Origin of the sequence: Venatorbacter sp. C2-1, assembly GCF_022832715.1 — a bacterium.
Lineage (GTDB): Bacteria > Pseudomonadota > Gammaproteobacteria > Pseudomonadales > Oceanobacteraceae > Venatoribacter > Venatoribacter alkanivorans.
Genome location: NZ_CP094879.1, coordinates 558,348 through 579,467 on the forward strand (window position 1 = coordinate 558,348; position 21,120 = coordinate 579,467).

At 52.1% G+C, this 21,120-nt stretch carries 24 protein-coding genes and 1 pseudogene; 15 read left to right on the forward strand and 10 right to left on the reverse strand.

Annotated features, from left to right (window positions below; all coding sequences use genetic code 11):
* Positions 1 to 12 precede the first annotated feature (12 nt).
* The gene (locus MT343_RS02430; protein WP_145470930.1) at positions 13 to 396 is read left to right on the forward strand and encodes an MmcQ/YjbR family DNA-binding protein; all 384 of its coding nucleotides are present in this window, start codon (positions 13 to 15) and stop codon (positions 394 to 396) included.
* 50 nt (positions 397 to 446) lie between these two features.
* Here MT343_RS02430 and MT343_RS02435 read toward each other — a convergent pair whose 3' ends face one another.
* Positions 447 to 998 carry a YdeI/OmpD-associated family protein gene (locus tag MT343_RS02435; RefSeq protein WP_145470932.1) on the reverse strand — a complete coding sequence of 184 codons (552 nt, stop codon included), beginning with the start codon at positions 996 to 998 and terminating at the stop codon, positions 447 to 449.
* 215 nt (positions 999 to 1,213) lie between these two features.
* On the opposite strand from MT343_RS02435, the gene MT343_RS02440 reads away from it, so the two are divergent.
* On the forward strand, positions 1,214 to 1,942 hold the full coding sequence (locus MT343_RS02440) for a tellurite resistance TerB family protein (RefSeq protein ID WP_145470934.1): 729 nt from the start codon (positions 1,214 to 1,216) through the stop codon (positions 1,940 to 1,942).
* A gap of 163 nt (positions 1,943 to 2,105) precedes the next feature.
* Here MT343_RS02440 and MT343_RS02450 read toward each other — a convergent pair whose 3' ends face one another.
* The 4 genes from MT343_RS02450 to MT343_RS02465 all read right to left on the reverse strand — a co-directional run bounded on the left by MT343_RS02450 (position 2,106) and on the right by MT343_RS02465 (position 4,707).
* Entirely contained in the window at positions 2,106 to 3,455 is a 1,350-nt protein-coding gene (locus tag MT343_RS02450) for a hypothetical protein (protein WP_145470936.1), read from the reverse strand.
* 79 nt (positions 3,456 to 3,534) lie between these two features.
* Positions 3,535 to 3,912: a hypothetical protein gene (locus tag MT343_RS02455; protein ID WP_145470938.1), complete on the reverse strand. Its 378-nt coding sequence runs from the start codon at positions 3,910 to 3,912 to the stop codon at positions 3,535 to 3,537.
* 104 nt (positions 3,913 to 4,016) lie between these two features.
* Positions 4,017 to 4,328: an SMI1/KNR4 family protein gene (locus MT343_RS02460; RefSeq protein ID WP_222428632.1), complete on the reverse strand. Its 312-nt coding sequence runs from the start codon at positions 4,326 to 4,328 to the stop codon at positions 4,017 to 4,019.
* 88 nt (positions 4,329 to 4,416) lie between these two features.
* Positions 4,417 to 4,707, reverse strand: coding sequence for a DUF1330 domain-containing protein (locus MT343_RS02465; protein WP_145471109.1), 291 nt, complete (start codon positions 4,705 to 4,707; stop codon positions 4,417 to 4,419).
* 1,437 nt (positions 4,708 to 6,144) lie between these two features.
* Here MT343_RS02465 and MT343_RS02470 point away from each other — a divergent pair.
* From MT343_RS02470 to MT343_RS19565, 4 genes are all read left to right on the forward strand, one after another.
* Positions 6,145 to 6,582, forward strand: a complete 438-nt coding sequence (locus tag MT343_RS02470; protein WP_145471108.1) for a MarR family winged helix-turn-helix transcriptional regulator — start codon at positions 6,145 to 6,147, stop codon at positions 6,580 to 6,582.
* Between the two features lie 171 nt (positions 6,583 to 6,753).
* Entirely contained in the window at positions 6,754 to 7,176 is a 423-nt protein-coding gene (locus tag MT343_RS02475) for an organic hydroperoxide resistance protein (RefSeq protein ID WP_145471107.1), read from the forward strand.
* A 107-nt stretch (positions 7,177 to 7,283) separates the two neighbouring features.
* Positions 7,284 to 8,285, forward strand: coding sequence for an NADPH-dependent aldehyde reductase Ahr (gene ahr, locus MT343_RS02480; protein ID WP_145471106.1), 1,002 nt, complete (start codon positions 7,284 to 7,286; stop codon positions 8,283 to 8,285).
* A 222-nt stretch (positions 8,286 to 8,507) separates the two neighbouring features.
* Positions 8,508 to 9,806, forward strand: a complete 1,299-nt coding sequence (locus MT343_RS19565) for a methyl-accepting chemotaxis protein (protein ID WP_145471105.1) — start codon at positions 8,508 to 8,510, stop codon at positions 9,804 to 9,806.
* Here the strand turns inward: MT343_RS19565 and MT343_RS02495 are convergent.
* Positions 9,797 to 10,204 (reverse strand): annotated as a pseudogene (locus MT343_RS02495) (MerR family transcriptional regulator); the annotation flags it as partial. The gene MT343_RS19565 and the pseudogene MT343_RS02495 sit on opposite strands and share 10 nt — an antisense overlap.
* 282 nt (positions 10,205 to 10,486) lie before the next feature.
* Here MT343_RS02495 and MT343_RS02500 point away from each other — a divergent pair.
* Complete coding sequence (locus MT343_RS02500) at positions 10,487 to 10,645, forward strand: hypothetical protein (protein ID WP_186436052.1); 159 nt, start codon at positions 10,487 to 10,489, stop codon at positions 10,643 to 10,645.
* Positions 10,642 to 11,871, forward strand: a complete 1,230-nt coding sequence (locus MT343_RS02505) for an NADH:flavin oxidoreductase/NADH oxidase family protein (protein WP_145471103.1) — start codon at positions 10,642 to 10,644, stop codon at positions 11,869 to 11,871. Before MT343_RS02500 ends, MT343_RS02505 begins: the two co-directional genes overlap by 4 nt.
* A gap of 48 nt (positions 11,872 to 11,919) precedes the next feature.
* Here MT343_RS02505 and MT343_RS02510 read toward each other — a convergent pair whose 3' ends face one another.
* The 3 genes from MT343_RS02510 to MT343_RS02520 form a co-directional block, all read right to left on the reverse strand.
* Entirely contained in the window at positions 11,920 to 12,360 is a 441-nt protein-coding gene (locus MT343_RS02510; RefSeq protein ID WP_145471102.1) for a hotdog fold domain-containing protein, read from the reverse strand.
* Positions 12,361 to 12,425: 65 nt separating this feature from the next.
* Complete coding sequence (locus MT343_RS02515; RefSeq protein ID WP_145471101.1) at positions 12,426 to 13,268, reverse strand: alpha/beta hydrolase family protein; 843 nt, start codon at positions 13,266 to 13,268, stop codon at positions 12,426 to 12,428.
* 16 nt (positions 13,269 to 13,284) lie between these two features.
* Positions 13,285 to 13,698, reverse strand: a complete 414-nt coding sequence (locus MT343_RS02520; RefSeq protein WP_145471100.1) for a MarR family winged helix-turn-helix transcriptional regulator — start codon at positions 13,696 to 13,698, stop codon at positions 13,285 to 13,287.
* A gap of 240 nt (positions 13,699 to 13,938) precedes the next feature.
* On the opposite strand from MT343_RS02520, the gene MT343_RS02525 reads away from it, so the two are divergent.
* From MT343_RS02525 to MT343_RS02535, 3 genes are read left to right on the forward strand one after another with little or no spacing between them, the layout of a single operon-like run.
* Complete coding sequence (locus tag MT343_RS02525) at positions 13,939 to 14,652, forward strand: TetR/AcrR family transcriptional regulator (RefSeq protein ID WP_186436051.1); 714 nt, start codon at positions 13,939 to 13,941, stop codon at positions 14,650 to 14,652.
* Positions 14,639 to 15,184, forward strand: a complete 546-nt coding sequence (locus MT343_RS02530; RefSeq protein ID WP_186436050.1) for a PaaI family thioesterase — start codon at positions 14,639 to 14,641, stop codon at positions 15,182 to 15,184. The genes MT343_RS02525 and MT343_RS02530 overlap by 14 nt, the downstream gene beginning before the upstream one ends.
* A 1-nt stretch (position 15,185) precedes the next feature.
* A complete protein-coding gene (locus MT343_RS02535) occupies positions 15,186 to 16,034 on the forward strand; it encodes a patatin-like phospholipase family protein (protein ID WP_145471097.1) in 849 nt (282 codons plus the stop codon).
* Here the strand turns inward: MT343_RS02535 and MT343_RS02540 are convergent.
* Complete coding sequence (locus MT343_RS02540; protein WP_145471096.1) at positions 16,026 to 17,078, reverse strand: AraC family transcriptional regulator; 1,053 nt, start codon at positions 17,076 to 17,078, stop codon at positions 16,026 to 16,028. The genes MT343_RS02535 and MT343_RS02540 overlap by 9 nt on opposite strands.
* Before the next feature lie 172 nt (positions 17,079 to 17,250).
* Here MT343_RS02540 and MT343_RS02545 point away from each other — a divergent pair, with 172 nt between their 5' ends.
* The 4 genes from MT343_RS02545 to MT343_RS02560 all read left to right on the forward strand — a co-directional run bounded on the left by MT343_RS02545 (position 17,251) and on the right by MT343_RS02560 (position 21,115).
* The gene (locus tag MT343_RS02545; RefSeq protein WP_145471095.1) at positions 17,251 to 18,324 is read left to right on the forward strand and encodes a 2Fe-2S iron-sulfur cluster-binding protein; all 1,074 of its coding nucleotides are present in this window, start codon (positions 17,251 to 17,253) and stop codon (positions 18,322 to 18,324) included.
* A gap of 26 nt (positions 18,325 to 18,350) precedes the next feature.
* Positions 18,351 to 19,565, forward strand: a complete 1,215-nt coding sequence (locus MT343_RS02550) for an alkane 1-monooxygenase (RefSeq protein WP_145471094.1) — start codon at positions 18,351 to 18,353, stop codon at positions 19,563 to 19,565.
* A gap of 217 nt (positions 19,566 to 19,782) precedes the next feature.
* Positions 19,783 to 20,334 carry a PepSY-associated TM helix domain-containing protein gene (locus MT343_RS02555; RefSeq protein WP_225692486.1) on the forward strand — a complete coding sequence of 184 codons (552 nt, stop codon included), beginning with the start codon at positions 19,783 to 19,785 and terminating at the stop codon, positions 20,332 to 20,334.
* A gap of 541 nt (positions 20,335 to 20,875) precedes the next feature.
* The gene (locus tag MT343_RS02560) at positions 20,876 to 21,115 is read left to right on the forward strand and encodes a hypothetical protein (protein WP_145471093.1); all 240 of its coding nucleotides are present in this window, start codon (positions 20,876 to 20,878) and stop codon (positions 21,113 to 21,115) included.
* The last annotated feature ends 5 nt before the right edge of the window (positions 21,116 to 21,120 follow it).

Genomic DNA, 21,120 nt, shown 5'->3' on the forward strand with positions numbered 1-21,120 from the left:
AGGTTTCAGATTATGAATTTTCAGACCCTGCGTGCTTACCTGCTGAGCAAGCCCGAAGCGCTGGAGGATTTTCCCTTCGGCCCGGATGCTTATGTTTATAAAGTACAGGACAAAATGTTTGCCCTGCTGTACGAAAAAGACGGCAAAGCGCGGATTAACCTGAAGTGTGATCCGCAGCAGGCGGTGGAATTACGTGATGTATTCAGCGCTGTAATTGCCGGCTACCATATGAATAAAACCCACTGGAATACCGTGCTGCTGGACGGCGATGTGCCCGACGGTGAGCTGGAACGTATGGTCGATCATTCTTACCGGCTGATTTTTCAGAAATTAACCAGAGCGCAGAAGCGCTATCTGACTACCCGTTACAGCGATAAAGAATTATGTGCGGAATAATGCATATTTGGCGGGCCTGTGCATCAGGTCTGTCAGGCTTTTAATATTGCTTAATTTTTAGCGTCCGGCGAACGCAAAGCTTTACTGTAAAACCCGGACTGATCAAAACAGCACACCCGCTTTTTACCCGATGCGAGCATATCGCAGGCGTTTTCTATACGGGTTGCGCGGGTTTTAGCCTGCTTGGCAGACTCAATCCAGTGAATCCAGTCGACCCGGGCAATGGTGGTTGTTGCTTCCCATACCGCTTTGGCCTGCGGTGAAGTATCAAGAAGGGCCTGAAAATCGGCAGGCAGCGCAGGCTCTGGCTCCTTTTGCATGGCAGCAATTTCTACAGTGACAGTCTCACCGATTTTTGCGCCACAGGCCTCATACAGGGCTTTATCCATTTTAAGCCAGTGACTGAGCTGGCCGTCCGGCTCCAGTGTTGCCTGAAAGGGGTGGTTATTGATGGTGCCTTCGACACTGGTGCGGCCACGGCGGGGCAGCAGATCACTGACTTCTTTAGGCAAAATCAGAAACGCCCGCAGATCATCGCCAGCGGCTTTTGCCGGAGCGAATAACTGCGCGGTAAATGTGGTTTTTTCTGCATCCTTGCTCATAAATAATTCCGTCTGCACTTAATGAGTAACGGAATGATAGTAGCGGCTCAGACTGCGGCTGTTAACCTCTGTGGCTGCGCTGCCTGCTTATTATTTTGTAAATTTTATCGAATAACCTTGCATGCCCTGCCTGACCCTTCCTCACAATCCCTGACCCAACCTTAAATTTAAATCCGCATACTGGTAATGGACTCATTTGTTATCAGGTATGCGTTATGGATATTAAAGGACTGGTGAATCTGTTCCTCAGCTCTGCCACGGATCTTGCCCGGCAAGGCAGGCAGGGCGCGGAGAAAGCACTGAATATTCCGGCGGAAGGCGACGCCCGCAGCGATACCTTATCGACCCTGGCCAAAGGCGCCTTGGGTGGCGGTGCACTGAGTTTGCTGCTGGGTTCAAAAAGCGGCCGCAAACTGGGATCAACCGCCCTGAAAGTCGGCGGCAGCGCCGCGCTGGCTGCTGTTGCCTTTAAAACCTACCAGAGCTGGAAAGCCGGTAAAAACGCAGCGGCGACTGGTAGCGACCATGATGCCGCAATTCAGACTCCGGCCGCTTTGCCAGAGCAGGCCGATATCAGCGCCCCCGCACTGAACGAACGTGAAAGCCTGCTGCTGTTATCTGCCATGATTGCCGCCGCCAAAGCGGACGGCCATATTGACGACGCCGAACAGCAGCGCATCAGCAACGCCGTGCAGGCCATGGGCGCAACGGCAGACGTAAACCGCTTTGTGGAACAGGAACTGCGCAAGCCACTCGACCCGGCAGAAATCGCTGCTCAGGTAAAAACACCGGAAGAAGCCGCCGAAGTCTATCTGGCCTCGGTGTTAATCGTGGATGAACAGAACTTTATGGAAAAAGCCTACCTGCAGGAACTGGCACGGCAATTAAAACTGGAGCCCGGTTTGGTGGCTGAACTGGAAAAACAGGTACAGCAGGCGGGGTAGGGATGACTGATTGAGGACAGCGGACTTGCGCAGGTTAAGGGATGGTAGTGCGGGGTTCTAACGCCCTGTTAAGGTGTGAGCAACGCAATACTGAAGCTCCCGCATACCACCTTAAACACTAAAACCAACGCATAGTAAAAATGCCACGCGTTGCGAATCACTCTTAAAAAGTTTGGTATATTTTATTGTATCCACAGATATCTGGTAGCATAAATAATTCTCGACTTCTAGCCTCTTCAAACCATGAGAATGCATTATCTAATCCATACCTAGTAATTAATTTTTCAGCTATCTCTTGATGGTTTAAGAATAAAAGTGAAATGATAAAATTATCAACCAAGTTTGCTTTGTCGTACAAGTGGAAGAAACTCTTCTTAAAAGTTTCCTTGTCACTATCAAAGTAAAAAGAAGCGTCCTTTAACTCATTTTCATATAGAATTTCATAGTATTCAGAAAATTTTTTATAGTTTGCAAAATAAAATAGTGCTTTAAATCCAGCCAAAACTTTCGGTGTAATCATAGGGGATAGTTCCTCCCACACTTCGTCTTTGGCAACCCTTCTTTGTTGTGATTTTTCAAAAACTTTTGCCATCTCTTCAATATTAGAGAAACTAATAGACACAAATTTATGTTCATTTAAGTGCCTCGTTTTGATTTCAGGGTTTATTTTTATCCACTCATCTAGTAATAGACATAACTCTTCGAATCCTAATGACTTTAATGAAATAATTTCACCAATCATTGGAGCCATCTCGTAGTGGTTTAGAATCAAATTAATTGATTTTTTCAAGTCATTACTACTAAGGGAGTATTTGTTTTTTAAATCTACTTTAATTCCCCCAAAACTTTCTTCTCTCCATGTGGATTTATTCGGTAGATCATTAGCTAAATTAAAAAGCTTCGCTCTTGACATTTTGGTTGTAAATGAATATAGGTTATACTCTTCTAACAGATAAGTGTTCAAAAAATGAAGAGAATCCAAATTTTTTTCTAACTCATTAAACCTTTGCTTAAGCCTTAAAAAGTTGATGGTTGATACATCTGTCAGATGTTTTTGACTTTCCGTATCTACAGGGTATCTGAATGTTTGACCTGTCGAGTCTATTTCAGCCACATCTAATATTGTAGATTCAAGGCGTGTATTGATATCGACATATCGAATGTCTAGTTTTTCAGATTCTTCCTTAAAGAACTTCCATATATTTCCAATGTCATGAGAACCAGAAAGATCAAATTGAAGTGTTCTTTTCTGTATTTGTGATAGCTTAATAAGCTCTTCGACTGCCCCCTTTAACCTTAATTCGATAGAATGCCTCATATTAAAGCAAACTGGATAAATTAAGTCATCAACTGGATAGTCTATACCGTGGTTATTTAATACCAAATCTATCAAAACATTTGCCGCTTGTGAGAATCCCTTTGAATACTCGACATAGCTAGGGTTTCCGTTGTTTCCAACACATGCATTTGCCCAAGTTGGCTCGTCTCCGCAAAATGTATTATTTATTCTCAAAACTTTAACCTTAAAATATAACGCCTCAATCAGCCGGCGCGTCAGTCCTGCAAGATGCACTTGTTAGGCTCTTGATGCATTAAAAAATTTCCATAATAAGCGCACCATCTTCAGGTGGGAATTCGAATATAACTGACTCATATTGATTTTCACAGGTTTCAATATCTATTGAATCGCCACTAGTAAATGTAATGCTAAAAATTGAAGGGCCTTTTAAGGAAGCTTTTACTGCTAACTGCCGACCGAGTAAACCCCATGGTGCTGAAGTTGGGGCATCCTCCCATTCGTAGGTTTTGCCGCCAATTGAGGCAAACACCCGTTCGCTACAGTAGATAGTAAAACTTAGAAATTGAATATTAAAACCATAAGAGGCCACCAATATGGATTCAACGTACTCTTCATTATTCGAAAAATACTGATTTACGAGGTCAATAATTTCCGAGTTAAACAGTTTCATGTTCGAGTTCTTTTTTTAAGCCTAACGCCGCCAACAGCGGCCGAGCGTAGCGAGGTCCAGCGCACGTAGTGCGCGATGCTGCTTGGCCTTGTTAAATGGCTTGCTCATTGCTGCATATAGCCTTTGAATTCTTGAAGGCTGTTTGCAATTTTAATTGCTGTATCTGGTGCCATGCCTATACATGGCATGTAGAACACCTCGCCTAATTCATTTACAACCAGAAGCTCACCGCCACCATTGCCACCGAAGGTTAGGAAACCAGGAGCATACTCAGCGAGTTGATAATCACGATTGAACTCTTCCAGTTCTTCCGGACGCCACAAGACATACCACTCTGGCTCTACTGAGAGCTCACCTTCGAGGAAACCCTCACTTATCCAAGACTTCAGAACTTGTTTAATAGAGTCGATATTCATATTTGCCATTTAACGCCTAGCTCACCCGACGAAAACCGCGTAGCGGTTTTTAGTCGGGTGGAGCGCCGTGTTAGGTGATTTGGCTATCTTAGGCAAAACCTTCCACAACCATCACTTCGAACTCCGCCGCACCTTTGCGAAGCAGTATTGCATCAGTGTACTCTGGAGACCGATAAAAGGACTTCGCCTTTTCCATCGTTGGAAACTCGATTATGACAGTTCTTCGATTATCGGTAGACCCTTCCAGTGAGACAACCTCTCCGCCTCGCGCCAATAGTGTCCCCTCATACTGTTCAATGATTGCTGGGGCTACTTTTTGATAGGCTTTTAGTTTATCAGGATCGTGAACAGTTATTCTAAGAATTACGTATACGGTCATGTTTAGTCCTTTTGTTCACCTAACAGTTTATTCGTAGGCATGCTCGTTAACACACCTGAGCCCTTATTCAGATTTCCAGCCTAACCCATTGTCCGGGCTGTAAAAATCATCGTTATTCTCTTTCTTGTCAGGATATAAACGCGCATGCGTGCTTTTGCCCTGAATCGCTCTTTACACTTTGCGCGTTATCACTTTTCGTAAAACCCTAAACGATTGATTTTTCGGGCATCTTTCAGGGCTGAAGGTATCAACTCGCGCATGCGCGTTTTGCTACAGGAGCGAAATCGCGCATCAGATTCCGGCAAACGGAAAATATACTGTTTGCATATACAGATTTTTCTGTCGAAGGTTTTCCGTGTCTTCCGGTCACAGACAGCAGCTGATTTTTTTCACACACGCTGCCGCCCGTCCTTATAAGCGCGGGGCAGGAATTGCGTGATAAAACAGTCAGATTTCGGGCGGGGAGGGTATCGGTGCTGAGCCAGATAAACAGACCTGACGGTCTGAGTTCTGGTGTTGTATCGTGCGGATACGGCTTCCCTGCTGGTCTGAAGAGTACTGAAGTTCTGGTATGGGTTCAATAATTGATAAAAATGGTTACAAGTGGCAAAGGGCGACAGTGGAAATCCGCCACCTATTGTTGAGCAGCGGCTTTCCTTTCAGATATTTGGTGGGCAGTGCCCTCCCTACATTTTGGTGTGAATGACAGGCTTTTGTCTGTCGTGGATAAGATCCACTCCTACGATTCAGCGCCTGTTTCATATTCGGTTTTGCGTGATTGATGGTTTGTGCGCCTGCAGGACGCCGGTTTGAATCATTCTGCGCCGGTACGTCCCGGCATGGATGCCGGGCGAGCGAATAGGGCCATGGATGGCCCATTATTCGCGTTACCGAGACGGCAGGATTATTCAGATCGGATGAAGTCTTGCACAGCGCGAAGCAGGGAGTTTGCCCGACCGGCGTGAGGGGTAAGACCCCTCAAAGAGGTCATAGGGCCGGGCGGCAGCCCAAAAGCCAGTCCGCGCTGCGGCTACAACTCAGAGCACAACCACCTCCAGCGGCAGCACTACCACGCAGAGCGTGGGAGCGAGTCAGACACAGCAACCAGCCCGCGCAGCGGCTACAACTCAGAACACAACTACCTCCAGCGGCAGCACTACCACGCAGAGCGTGGGAGCGAGTAGAAAGCAGAGCGGTGTAGCGAGTCGTATCGCGACTGAAAGTCGCTCCCACAAGTCTCTCCCACAAGTCTCTCCCACAAGTCTCTCCCACAAGTCTCTCCCACAAGTCTCTCCCACAAGTCGCGGATAAGATCCGCTTCCACACACTGCCAGCCTACAGCTGCCAGCCTACAGCTGCCACCAACACTGTTCCGCAACGCCGGCTTATGGCAGCATTCCCCTATTGTCATCTTTGATCACGCAGGCCCGAGCCTTTATGTCCGATTCCAATCCGCTGCTGCTCGATAAGCAATTGTGCTTCTCTCTGTACGCCACCTCGCTGGCGATGACCCAGGTGTATAAACCCCTGCTGGAGCCGCTGGGGCTGACCTATCCGCAGTATCTGGTGTTGCTGATTCTGTGGGAGCAGGACGGTCTGGGGCTGAAGGATATTGCCGCGCGTCTGGGGCAGAAGCCGGGGGCGTTAACGCCGGTAATCAAGCGGATGGAGGCTGAGGGCCTGATCAGCCGTTCGCGCAGCAGCGCCGATGAGCGGTTGCTGGAGATTCGCCTCAGTGAGCATGGCCGCAGCCTGCGCGAGAAGGCGTTGCAGGTGAATGCCTGTGCCGCCAGTCACTGCAATGCAGCCATTCCGGAGCTGATGGATCTGAAAGAGCGGCTGGATGTTCTGCGCCGGGCATTGCAGGGGGAATGATTTTATATTGCGAGCAATAGATTATTGCGATAATCTTTTCTCCGTTCTGGCCGCACAAGGCCATTTTTTACAGGCAAATAGTTATCGCGATAACTATATCTTGGTGGCAGCGGGCAGAAGCAAGCAGCAGAAGACGGTGCCAGCAACGACGAACCGAAAACGGAGAATCCTATGGAAATTTTGTATACCGCCCAGGCAACCTCAACCGGTGGCCGTGATGGCCGCTCTGTCTCATCTGACCAGGCGCTGGATGTCAAACTCAGCACACCCAAAGCACTGGGTGGTGCCGGTGGTGATGGTACAAATCCGGAGCAGCTGTTTGCGGCAGGCTATTCCGCCTGTTTTATTGGCGCGCTGAAGTATGTGGCGATGCAGGATAAAACCGCGTTGCCGGCCGACACCGCCATCACCGCGCATGTGGGTATTGGCCCTAATGATAAGGGTGTGGGTTTTGCCATCGACGTTGAGCTGCATATCAGCCTGCCGGGCATGGATAACACTGTCGCTCAGACATTGGTGGAAAAGGCACACCAGGTATGTCCATACTCTAACGCTACCCGCGGTAATATCCGTGTTGAGCTGGTGCTGGTCTGAGTCATCGCAGTCTTTTGTCGGTGTAATACAACGGCGTGTGAACAGCGCACGCCGGCATCAGCTCAGGTGTAACCGCTAAGCCCATTTTTTATGTCAGGAGAACAACCATGATCAAAGCCTACGCAGCCTTCGAACCGGGTGGTGAACTCAAGCCGTTTGAATACGATCCGGGCCCGCTGGGTGACCATGATGTGGAAATCGATGTTGAATACTGCGGTATCTGCCACAGTGATCTGAGCATGCTGAATAACGAATGGGGCATGACCCGCTATCCCTTTGTGCCGGGCCATGAGGTGGCGGGGCGCATCAGTGCGGTAGGCGCTCATGTGAAAAAACTGCAGGTGGGTGATCGGGTCGGCCTCGGCTGGCATTCCGGTTACTGCAACGAGTGTCAGACCTGTATGGAAGGCGACCACAACCTCTGTGCCGGCGCGCGCGGCACTATCGTTGGCCGTCATGGCGGTTTTGCCGACAAGGTGCGGGCACAGTCAGCCAGCGTGGTGAAACTGCCGGATAACGTCAGCAGCGAAGTGGCCGGGCCGCTGTTCTGCGGTGGCGTAACGGTGTTTAACCCTATTGTGCAGTTTGGTGTTAAACCCACGGCGCGTGTTGGCGTGGTGGGTATTGGTGGTCTTGGCCATATGGCGCTGCAGTTCCTCAATGCCTGGGGCTGTGAAGTAACGGCCTTTACCTCGTCGGAAGCCAAGCGCACCGAAGCGCTGGAGCTGGGTGCACACCGTACGCTGGATTCCCGTGATGAGCAGGCGCTGAAAGATTCCGCCGGTTATTTCGATCTGATTCTGTCGACGGTGAATGTAAAACTCGATTGGGGTTTGTATGTAAATACCCTGCGCCCGAAAGGCCGATTGCATCTGGTCGGTGCGGTACTGGAACCGGTCGAGCTGAATGTGTTCTCGCTGATGGGCGGCCAGCGTTCGGTGTCGTCGTCGCCGGTTGGCAGTCCGGCAGTGATTGCGCAGATGCTGGAATTTGCCGCCCGCCATCATATTGAACCTAAAGTAGAAGTGTTTGATATGGCGGACGTGAATAGCGCCATCGACCGTCTGGAAAACGGCAGCCCGCGCTATCGTGTGGTGCTGAAAAAGTAAGCGGCGTTGCTGTTGTGCTGCTGTTGTACCGCTGTTGTACTTAAAGCCCGGAGCCGCCTCGTTTGGCGGCTTTTTTATGCCTGCAACACGATGCCGGATTGTTATACATCACTGGTTTTTATAAATAGTGCCTGTCGCTTGTAGTCAGCACTGGCGGGCAGGCAGGACTGGGCTAGATTGAGAGCGTGTGTACCCTGTATGCAAACTTATTCCGGAGCAGTTATGTGGTTCGATAAAAACAAAGACAAGGTTCAGCAGCTTGAACAGGCCCTGGCCAGTGCTCAGGCACTGGAGCAGGCATTGCGTCAGGATTCTGCAATGATTGAATTCGCCCCGGATGGCACGATTAAGGATGTGAATGATCTTTTTCTGCAGGTGGTTGGCTATCGCCGCGATGAGGTGGTGGGCCAGCATCACCGTATGTTTTGCAGCACCGACTATGCGGCTTCAGAAGAGTACCGTGCGTTCTGGAAAAAGCTTGCCGCCGGACAATTTGCGAGCGGCTCTTTTCCGCGGATTAATAAACAAGGGGAGCGCCTGTGGCTGCGCGCTACCTATTTTCCGGTGTTGCAGAATGGCCGTGTGATTCGTGTTATCAAGCTGGCTCAGGACGTAACGGCTAATACAGAAAAACGCCGTAGCCAGGAAGCGGTAATGGATGCGCTGAACCGCTCGCAGGCCATTATTGAATTTACCCCGGATGGCACCATTCTCGATGCCAATGACAATTTCCTGAACACCATGGGCTACCGGGCGGAAGAATTGCGCGGTAAACATCACCGCATTTTTTGCAACGACGCTTTTTACCGCGAGCAGCCGGACTTCTGGCAAAGGCTGGCACAGGGGCGGGTGCAGAGCGGTAAGTTTGAACGACGTGACAAGCGTGGCCGTACGGTATGGCTGGAAGCCAGCTATAACCCGATTTTTGATGCGCAAAAACGCGTTATTAAGGTGATTAAGTTTGCCAGCGATATTACCGAACGGGTGCTGCAGGCCGAGCAGGTGCGTGAAGCATCGGAGCTGGCACGCAGTAATTCGGCCGATACCGTTAACCTGGCCCAGAATGGCAGTGGTCTGTTACGTGCCAGTGTTACGGCATCGGCGCAGGTGGCGACGCAGGTGGGTGATGTGGCACAGAGCATCAGCAAACTAAGCAGTAAATCGGCGGAAATTTCCGCCATCGTCACCACCATCAGCAGCATTGCTGAACAAACCAACCTGCTGGCATTAAATGCTGCGATTGAAGCGGCGCGTGCCGGTGAGCATGGCCGTGGTTTTGCGGTGGTCGCCGATGAAGTGCGCAGTCTGGCATCGCGAACTAACAGCTCAACGCTGGAAATCGACGAAATGGTTAAGGCGAATGAAGCCCTGACCCGTGCGGCGATGGAGCAGATGGAAAAAACCCAGCAGCAGACAAAACAGGTGGGCGAACAGATTCAGCAGGCAGCGGATGTGATTGAGCAGATCCGCCACAGCGCTGAAGATGTGGCCGCTACAGTCGCGCGCCTGAATCAGTCCTGATTGCCCGCACGGTCTGGCGGCTGCAGATACTGATCGCGCAGCGCCAGAATCTGCTCGTCACTCAGACAATGGCCTGCCTCCCAGCTGCTTTCCAGCAGGCAACGCAGCGCATGCAACTGATCGCGCTGCCGTTGCAGGCTGGCTAAGGTATCGATATTCTCCAGCCGGCCATTCAGGGTCGTCATTACCCGCTCATGATCCACAGCTTGCTGCTCATCGCGCAGCAGGGCCGGAATATCCCCCAGCGCAAAGCCCATATTCTGCAGGCTGCGGATCATCTGCAGGCGTAACAGTGCGCTGCCATCGTAACGGCGGCTGCCGCCAGCGGTACGCTGCACGCCACTCAGCAGGCCCTGCTGTTCGTAATAGCGGATGGTGGACGCAGGCGTCTGACTATGGGCTGCTAGGGCCTGTTGACACTAAGTGAATCGGGCCTGCTGAGAGCCAGTTTTTCTCAGAACAAGGAGAGAGGAGTGATATTAGCGGGCTAAATGAATGACGAGCGACGAAGTTAATGGGGAAAACTGGCCTCAGCCCGAAGGGTTATGGCTAAAAATCCCTCATTCTGCGTTGCTGTTCGCTCGCTTAACCCGTTAGGCCACACTCTCAGCGCCTTGTCTGAGGAATTTTTATCCGATAACAGGCCTGTTTAATTAGTGTCAACAGGCCCTGGCTCACCAATGCGCATTAAGCGTGTATCCGCTTTGCCGGAGGGGGTTACAGAGGATTTATCGACAGATGAAAACGGCATAAAAAAATCAGTTGAACTTAAAGTTAACTTTAAATTTAACATGGGCGCTGTTCAGTTATCACCAACCAATGATCGGGAGTTGTTATGAGCTCAGTTGTCTTTACGCCGTTGACCCTGCCTAACGGTCAGCAGCTTGCTAACCGCATCGCCAAAGCGGCGATGGAAGAAAATATGGGCGATGCGCGGTTACTGCCGGATGCGGCACTGACTCATCTCTACCGGCGCTGGGGACAGGGCGGCAGCGGCCTGATCATTACCGGTAACGTCATGGTCGATCATCTGGCGATGACCGGCCCCGGTGGTCTGGCGCTGGAAGCGCAAACGCCGTTGGCCCCTTTTATTGCTTTGGCACAGGCGGCGAAGGAGCAGGGCGCAAAAATCTGGATGCAGATTAATCACCCGGGCCGTCAGGTGTATGCCGCACTGGGCGGTAAGGTGTTGTCGGCATCTGCAGTGGCGGTGGATCTGGGTAAGCACTCGCATTTATTCGCCCGGCCACAGGCGATGACTGCAGCAGAGATTGAAGACGTTATCAGCCGTTTCGTAACCACCGCGCAGCGGGCTGAACAAGCCGGTTTTGATGGTGTGGAAATTCATGCGGCACACGGTTATTTACTCAGCCAGTTTTTATCACCACTGACCAATCAGCGCACGGATGAATGGGGTGGTAGTCTGGAAAACCGTGCGCGCTTATTACTGGAAATTACCCGTCGTATCCGCGCTGTGGTTAAACCGGGGTTTGCTGTTGCGGTTAAATTAAATTCCGCCGATTTTCAGCGCGGCGGATTCGATATTGCCGATGCCAAAGCGGTGGTGGAATGGCTCAATCCGCTGGCGGTCGATGCGATTGAAATTTCCGGCGGCAGCTACGAAGCTCCGGCAATGCAGGGACGTACCGCCGATGGCCGCACTCTGGCACGCGAAGCGTATTTTCTCGAATTCGCCGCACAGATTGCGGCAGTCGCTAATATGCCGGTCATGAGTACCGGTGGTATTACCCGTCTGCAGACGGCGGAACAGGTTGTTAATGCCGGTGTGGCATTATTGGGGATGGCCAGTGCACTGGCGGTCTGCCCTGATCTGCCCAAACGCTGGCAACAGAATCCGGCGTTTGAGTTACCGCTGGCGCGTATCGAATGGAAAGATAAGGCCATCGCCAGCGTCGCTACCATGGCATTAATCAAACGCCATTTACGCCGCTGGGGGAGTGGGGCAAAAAAAGAAACGGTATTAAATCCGCTGTTAAGTTTGATACTCGACCGGGTGCGGCTGAAAAAACTGATTAAGCGTTATCGTAAGCTGATTGGTGTCTGATTACAGGAAAAACAGGCGTCCATTAACGGACACCTGTTTTTATAAGCTTCAGGCATGCTTCACATTCATGGTGATATCGGCGGTAAAGCACAGCGTGTTCTGGTCGTCGTAAGCAGCGACCGGAATATGCACTTCTCCGGGTTGGGAAAAATCCACCGCACTGCAATCGGCCTCAACCTTTAAATCGGTTTTGGCTTTAGCCACATATTTCACGCTCATACCCGCCGGAATCCAGCGTGCGCCAGCCGGGATGCTGGCGTCGGTCACAATGCCGGCCATTAATTCAGCCGCGTTGCACATGGCAATCGCATGAACAGTACCAATATGGTTATGCACTTTTTTCTGGTTACGCAGAATCATACTGGCGTAGCCCGGACGCAGTTCGGTGACTTCCGGATCAATGGTGGAAAAATACGGGGCGACCATGCCGATACCGGCCGAAAATTGCTGTGCACCGAGTTGTTCAAACATTTTTAAAAACTGGCTCATCGTTTTCTCTCTCTTATTTGGGTGAATTATGGTGGTGAGCTATTGTGATTAATTCGCGGTAAAACTTATTGCAGCAAGGGCAGCAGTTGCCCGGCCCAGACGGAATCGCGGTAGCGCTCGCGGAACCAGCCCAGATGGCCGATTTTCTTTTCACCGATATCCGCCGGTTTCAGGCGGATCATGGTGCGTGGTGAATTCTGATAAAAGCTGTGCAGCGATTCGACATTGCGCCGTGACATCATTTCATCGTCGCTGAAGGCAACCGAGGTGATCGGAACCGTGACACTGGCAAAGCGTGCGCGCATGGCTTCACCTTCGGCGCCCACGGCGTATTCGCGGTTCAGGCACCAGCGCCGCCACTGGCGCATCACATTGGCGGGCAGATCGCCGACCATGTTTAATCGGGCACCGGGAAAATAACCGGCCAGCGGTACGCTTAATGGTGCGATGAAATACCAAAGCAGCCAGGCCACGCGTTTGGTCGGCGGTGAATTTTCGCGCCAGTAACCGCTGCCTGAGGCCACGGTAATGGCCTGATCAATCTGATTAACGGCGGGAATCATTCCCAGCAACTGGCCACCAACACTGTGGCCGATCCACTGTAATTTCAGTCCGGGAAAATAATCCCGCGCGAAGCGGATAATGGCGGTGCAGTCTTCTTCGCCCCAGTCGCTGATATTGGTCTGGCAATGGCGCAGAGGTGTCTGCAGTGATTCTCCGGTACCGAAGTAATCGAAGGTAATAACGTTGTGGCCCTGCTCGCAGAGAAAATGCGCAAACTTTTCATAGCAGCCCTGGGGCACACCCATCGCGCCGGCAACGACAACAACCGAGTGGGCTTCGCTGGCGTTGAATAAGCGTGCGCTGAGCAGTCGCCCGCCCTGAGTCATCACTTCAATTTTTTCCATGCTGTCCTCCGTATGTTCAGAATTCGCTCAGTAAGCGGTTTAAAAATCGCAGGATGACCAGCACTTCCTGCTCGCTGAAACCTTCGGTCATGGCGGCATTCAGCTGGCTGATCAGCGGCCTGGCGCTGTCGATCTTGCTGCGTCCGAGCAGGGTCAGATAAAGACGCGAAGCGCGGCCATCCAGCTCACAGGCGCGGCGTTCTATCAGGCCGTTGTGTTCCATCCGTGCTGCCAGACCGGTCAGGGCCGAATTATTCAGATTCAGGCTCTGCGCCAGATCCTTCAGCAGACAACCTTCATTGGCGGCAATCAGCATCAGGGCTCCAAGCTGGGTTACGGAAATGCCCAGAGCTTCTTCGGCCTTCTGATCGGCGTGTTTGTATACCCGGTGGCGTGCGCTGTTGAGCAGGTAGAAAAGACGTTTATCCATAGTTAATGACCGCACGGCAATTTAGTTCACATGTGAAGCAAATATAGTTCACATGTGAAGTAAGTAGCAAGCAGGTTTTGCTTTGCCTGATTTCAGACAGGGGTTAAGCCCATCCTCAACCGCTTTTCCGAACCCTCTGTTTCAGCCATTAACTAAATAGGCATTCAATAACTACTTGATAATGGTGTTTTTAACCGCTATTTTTGGCTCATATTGGTGTTTTAAATAAACAGGTGTTCTTTGTCTGAAGTTCAGGAAAGCAAACAGCCTTCGCCGCGCAAAACCCGTCTGAGTGCCGGTGACCGGCGCGAACAGCTGCTGGATGTACTGGTACAGGTGATCCGCAGTGAGGGCTATGAGCAGGTAACGATGGCACGGCTGGCGCAGGCGGCGGGGGTGAATCCGTCGTTGCTGATGCATCATTTCGGCAGTAAAGAAAACCTGATGCTGACGCTGGTGAATGTCAGCCTGCAGCGTTATGGCCAGCTGTTCCGCGAATTACCGGGCAGCGGTGATGCCCGCCTGCGGCTGGTACAGATGCTGGCTGTTTATTTCGGTCTGCGCTGGATGAACACCCTCGCGGCACCGGAAGTCTTCGCCATTATGTCGCTGGCCCGTCGCCACGAAGAGGTGCGGCTGGCGGTGGCCCGTATGTATCGCCGTTATCATCGCGTGCTGACCCAGGAATTGCGTTTCCAGCAGGAGCAGGGCTGTGTGCGTATTGCCGATGCCGCCGCCAGTGCTCAGGTGCTGATGGCTCTGACCGAAGGCGCGCATTATTTCTCCGACCAGCTGCAGCCACAGATCAGCGAAGCCCCCGGCGCTTATGGCCTGCGTATGGTGGAGCACGCATTGTTGTTGCTCGGAGCCGGTCCGCTGACCCAGGCCGAGCGGGCCGGACTGAACGATTTTACTGTTACCGAGATGAATGGAGGTTCTTATGCAGCCGAATGAATGGCGACCGATGACCAATATTGCCCATGAGTGTTTTGGTTGTGGTCAGCACAATCATCAGGGGCTGAAAATGCGCTTCTTCACCAACGAGCAGCAGGTGCGTTCAGATCTGGTTATTCCCGGACATCTGCGCGGCTGGAGCAACTTGGCCCACGGCGGAGTTATTACCACGGTGCTGGATGAAGTGATGGGCTGGGCCGGCATGTATCTGCTCAATCAGTTTTTGCTGACGCGCGATATTAAAGTGCGTTTCAAATTACCGGTCCGCATCGGCGAGCCGGTCAGTGTTTATGGTTTTATTGCCGAACAGAAAAACGACCGTCAGGTTGTTCTGGCGGCTGAGCTGCGTAATGCCAAAGGTCAGGTGGCGGCCAAAGCAGAAGGGTATTTTGCGTTATTTTCTGCCGAAAAATTTGCCGCTATGAATATCATGCCGGCTGATGAACTGGAGCGTATGAAAGGAATGTTTTCATCGGTACAGCGTGAGCAGATGGGTGTGTTGCAAGCCGAGAGCGAAAACGCAGGAGCCTGAGATGAGCGCCAATCATTCTGCCAGTGCTCTTATTGTTGAAGGCGGCGCTATGCGCGGTATTTACAGCGCCGGTATTCTCGATGCTTTTATCGCCGCCGATTATTATCCTTTCGACTGGTATCTGGGTGTATCGGCTGGAGCATCGAATGTGGCGGCGTATTTAGGTAAGCAATACGGCCGTAATTATAAGGTCTATACCGATTACTGCCGCCGGCCGCAATTTAAAAGCTGGCGGCGTTTTCTGCGCGGCGGGCATTTAATTGATATCGACTGGCTGTGGGATATTACCGAGCGCGAATTACCGATCGGGCTGGAGCATATCGGCGCGGTTAAAGACCGCTTTCTGGTGGTGGCGACCTGTGCCCACAGCGGCGAAGCACATTATTTATCGCCGCAGGCCGACGAGGTTTTTCAGGCGTTAAAAGCCTCGGGCAATATGCCGCTGGCGTTTAAAGGGCAGGTACAGCTGCGTGATAACATCTGGTTCGATGGTGGTGTGGCCGACTCACTGCCGGTGGAAGAAGCCTGGCGCCGCGGTGCGCGTAATATTCTGGTGCTGCGCTCCAACCCGGCTTCGTACCGTAAAAAAGCCTATAAAATTGCACGCTTTTTTCCGCGCTTATTAAAAGACTATCCGCACATTGCGGCACGCCTGCAGCAGCGTCATGACGACTATAACCGGGCGCTGGATTTTATCCGCCAGCCACCGGCCGGCTGCAACATCGTTGAAATCTGTCCGCCTGACGATTTTTCTGCCGGGCAGTTCACCACCGATATGAACATTCTGAATAAAGCCTATCAGGATGGCCTGCTGCAGGGTGAAGACCTGCTGCGGCAGAAGTTATTCTGAACGGCTGATTGCCGGTGCTTCCTGCCCCTGCTGGCGGAAGCGCAGCGGCGAAATTCCCTCGTTACGTTTACGGAAGGCGCGGCCAAAATTAGCCGGGTCGTTATAGCCCAGCAAATAACTGATCTGCTGCACGCTGAGATTGGTGGTGCGTAAATACTGGTGTGCCATTTCCTGACGCCAGATTTCCAGTAATTCCTGATAGCTGGTGCCTTCTTCTGCCAGTCGCCGGCGCAGGGTGCGTGGTGACAGCGACAGTTCGTCGGCTACCTGTTCAAAGCCCGGAAAGCGTCCTTTCGCCCGGCCCAGCATCATGCGGATCTGGCCCGATAATTTCTGCCTTTCCTGCCACTGCTTTAATTGCTGTTCACACTGTTGGGCGGCCTGACGCTGTACCTGAATATCGGCGAGACGTGAAGGGATATTCAGGTCGGCGGCGGGCAGAATGATCTGATTCTGTTCCTGATTAAAGCGCACCGGGCAGGGGAAAAAGGCTTCGTACAGTGAGCTGTATTCCGGCGTCTGGAAGGCAAAGTTTACCTGGCTGACACGGGCCTGGCCGCCGGCAACAAAATCAATCACCGCCAGCAGCGTTACGGTCAGGGTTTCCAGAAAGGTGGCGCGGATATCGCCCAGTGCATACAGCTCGTCGATGGTCAGCGATACCTGCATGCCTTTCTTTTCCAACCGCAGAGAAACCAATGGTGTTCGTGTTGCCACGTACTGGCAGGCCAGCCGGGCAGCATCGCCCAGGGTTGGGCTGCTCATCGCCGCCAGTCCCAGCAGACCGTGGGTGGTGATGGTCAGCTGACTGCCTAAATAAAGACCCAGGCCGGGTTCATTAATCTCGTTGCGGCTTTCGCGCAGGGCGCCGCTGAACTGCTCCCAGCTGATCTGGCCGTCAATGGTATCAATCAGCTCAGGGCTCAGGCCGCTGCGCTGCATCATCTGCAGACCATCACCGCCACGCCCGGCCACCAGATCCAGCAGGTTGCGCAGGTAGTTGGTGGGCAGTTGTATCGAAGTCTCTGACTGTGCTGTTTTCATTCTTTTATCTTACCCCGCGATTTCTGACTGACCAGATTATTGGCCCCAGATGACCATTCTCTGTCTGGTACTGCTGTAACCCGGAAAAACTGCCAGACATAGACTGATCCCTGTCCACTGCGCTGGTTGTAAACCAATACGCAGCTAATAAAACAATAAAGGTCATTTGCTCATGCTGTCATTGTTTAAGAAGAAAGCCCGACAAGTCACCCTTGCCAGTACCCACCAGAGCTTTACCGCCGCCCCGGGCGAAACCATTTTGCAGGCGGCCCTGCGCGAAGGTATCCGTTTTCCGCACAGCTGCCGCGTGGGTGGATGTGCCGCCTGCAAATGCCAGCTACAGCAGGGCAAGGTGAAAGAATTAACCGAAAGCGCTTATGTGTTAAGCGCTGAGGATCTCGATAATAACTACATTCTTGCCTGTCAGAGCGTGCCGAAAAGCGATCTGTTGCTGGATATTCCGCACTGGGATAACCGCAGTCCGGCTCATTCGCTGCAGACCGTATCCGGCGTGATTCAGATGATTCGCCCGCTGACCCACGATATCAGCGCGCTGAGCATCACGCTGGACGAGCCGCTGATCTTTACCCCCGGCCAGTATGCGCAGTTAAGTCTGAGCGGAACGGCTGCGCCGGCGCGTTCGTATTCTTTTGCCGGAACCTGTGCCGCCGGTGGCAGTACCGAGCTGGAATTTTTTATCCGCCATATTCCCGGTGGCGCGTTATCTCCTTTATTGCAGGACAGTGCGCGTATCGGCAGCAGGGTGCAGGTAGAAGGGCCGCTCGGCGATTTCTGGCTGCGCCCGGATGACACTCCCATTTTTGCCATTGCCGGCGGCAGTGGCCTGGCCCCGTTGCTGAGTATTCTGCGTCAGGGCGTGGCCGAGCAGTCACGTCGTCCGGTGACGTTGTTATTTGGTGCTCGTACGCAAAACGATCTGTATTGCCTCGAAGAAATTCAGCAGCTGGCAGATCGCTGGGCCGGGCCGTTTGAATTTGTCCCTGTGCTGTCCGGCGAGCCTGATGATTCTGACTGGGACGGCCTGCGTGGCTGGGTAACCCAGGCCATCGAAGGGCGCATTGCTGCAGACAGTCAGGTTTATCTGTGTGGTCCGGCGCCGATGATTGATGCCGCCATCAGCGAATGCCAGAAATTCAGCGTGCGCCCGCATCAGATTTTCTTCGATAAATTTCTCGACAGCCGTGAGTTATCCGGTGCCGCTGCGGCACTGGCAGCCAACGCCTGACTTATTATAAAAAAAGGAAAATTCCTATGTTCAAATATGCGAAATATACGTTGTTTCATATGCTGACCATTCCCTTCGCCATCGGCCTGACACTGGGTGGCGACTGGATGTATCTGGGTCTGGCCGCCGCCGCAGGCTTTGTGATTCTGGGCGATCTGTTGTTTGGCGACGATACCGTAGAGCCGGTATACGGCCATGAGTGGATTCTGAACCTGCAGCTTTATTCATCGCTGGTGCTGATTTTTGCGATGAATTTTTTAATGGTGTGGACGGTCGCCGATTCCGATGTACTGGGGTACGGCGCACTGGTGCAGCAACTGACCGGTTATGACGCCGCCGCTGCCCGTGCCGACAATACCCTGCTGCAATATGTAGTGGCGATTTTCAGCTGTGGGTTATTGTCATCGGTAGTCGGTACTATTGTTGGCCATGAATTAACGCACCGTACCTGGGACCCGGTGGCGATGTTTATCGGCCGCTGGTTGCTGGCGTTCAGCTGGGATACCGGCTTCTCAATTGAGCATGTTTACGGCCACCACATTTATGTCAGCACCGTTGGTGATCCGGCGACAGCCCCGCGTGGCCGCAATGTGTACTTCCATATTCTGGCTTCAACCTGGAAAGGAAATATCAGCGCCTGGAAACTGGAAAAGCAGCGCCTGCAGAAAAAACGCCTGCCGGTTTTCAGCCACCATAATCTGTATATCCGCGGTTTGCTGATGTCACTACTGCTGGAAATTGCTGCCTTTGCCATGGCCGGCTGGATCGGTGTGCTGGTTTTTACCGCCTCTGCACTGATCGCCAAAGCTTTTCTGGAAATTGTGAATTTTATGGAACACTACGGCATGGTGCGTAACCCGAAAACGCCGGTACAGCCATATCACAGCTGGAATACCAATAAACGCGTCAGCTCCTGGGCAACCTTTAACCTGACCCGCCATTCTCATCACCATGCCGAAGGCGATGTTCCTTTCCATAAACTGCGCTCGTATCAGGACGCACCGATGATGGTGAATGGTTATCTGACCACGATTTTTCTGACACTGATTCCACCGCTGTGGAACCGCATTATGGTACCAAAGGTACTGGACTGGGATCGCCGTTATGCCAGCGCAGAAGAATTAGAGCTGGCGATGGAAGCGAATAAACGCAGCGGTATTAAAGAATTCATGCAGCAGGATTACCGCGAACTGATCGCGGCCAAACAAGCCGCTATGAATAAGCCTGCACAAGCAGCCTGAGAACAACACGCCAGTGAGCTTTGCCGGAGTTCTGTGTACAGACTCCGGCTTTTTTATACCAGCAGCTGAATGATATGCACTTCGTCTTATGACTTGTTGCAGGTCAAGAAACAGCCATTCCGGCGCGACGGGCAGTCTGCTACTACGATTCTTTACATGCAAAGCCCGGTAGCGGGGAGGATAATCTGCTGATAACTAATGTATCAGGAGATTTCCAATGGCGGCCCTTATTTCACGCAAAACGCTGGTGTCGGTGCATTTGTATCTGGCATCTTTTTTTGCTCCCATCATCATTATTATGGCGATTTCCGGTGGTCTGTATCTGTTTGGAGTAAAGGGCAACACCACCTATACCGACGTTGGCCAGGTTGCTGGCGTGACGCTGAGTGCAAAAAGCCCGACACTGACTGCTGATGTTCAGGCGGTATTAAAAAGTGCGGGTATCGATACCAGTTTCGAATACGTAAAAGATAAAGGACGCAGTTTTTACACCCGTCCGACCAGCCGTGAGCATTACCTGCTGCAGCAGCAGGGCAACAATATTGTGATTCAGCGGGGCGAACCGGATCTGCAGGCCGGATTAATGGAACTGCACAAAGGTCATGGCCCTTCGCTGTTTAAATGGCTGGAAAAATTGTTCGCTATCGCTCTGGTGCTGATTATGGCGAGCGGCCTGTATCTCGGCCTGCAATCACCGATGCTGAAAAACAAAACGCTGGTATTAAGCGGTGCGGGTTTGGCGCTGTTTATTGTGCTTGGCTTGCTGTAAGACTTAACGCAGCGGCGTTAATTGGCAGAGCGGCAGGTCAGACTACCACGCAGAGCGTGGGAGCCAGATACATAAATAAAAAAGGGCCTTCAGACCACTACTGTCCCACAGTTTGGAGTGACATAGTTTCACTCCAAACTGCAGCTTCATCGATTACTGTTTTTCAATCAGAAACGCCTTTCCGGGGCTCCGCCCCTGGCCCCCTGTAAGGAGAGGTATCTCCTTACGATCCTCTCTTTTCGGCGCGTCCGGCTTCACCCAGCCAACTGCAATGATTATGCGGCACGCAAAACAATTCGCCCCGGAACGACACTTTAAAACACCAACAATTTGCATCGTTCCGGGGCAGGGTTTTGCTCTGAAGGCCGCAGAATCATCTGGTTGTCTGGCGCCGCACGATCGCCGGTTTAACCAATCCGCTCAGCCGTATTTCAAAGGAAAGCGTGTTTGCGACATGACATTTAAAGAATACGTTTGATCTGAAAAGCGGCATCGCGGGGAGGGTTTCTGCGCCTCTGGGGCCGCCGCAGAAACCGCAGATATGTCTGGTCTGTCCGCAGGGATGCGGACAAGCGGCTCCGGCCATGGATGGCCGATGGGGCGCGTGGCCATTAAATATCAAGGTTTCAAGGGTAACGGCCCAGAAAGCGCGAAGCTGGGGTCGGCCCGCCGGCAAGGGGATAAGTTCCCCTGGGAGGCAACAGGCCTGGATGTTAAAAAATGCTGTTTTTTGTCAGCTCTGGTGCTGATTAAAAATTATGGGCAGAAGGGCCTCAATTGAGGCCC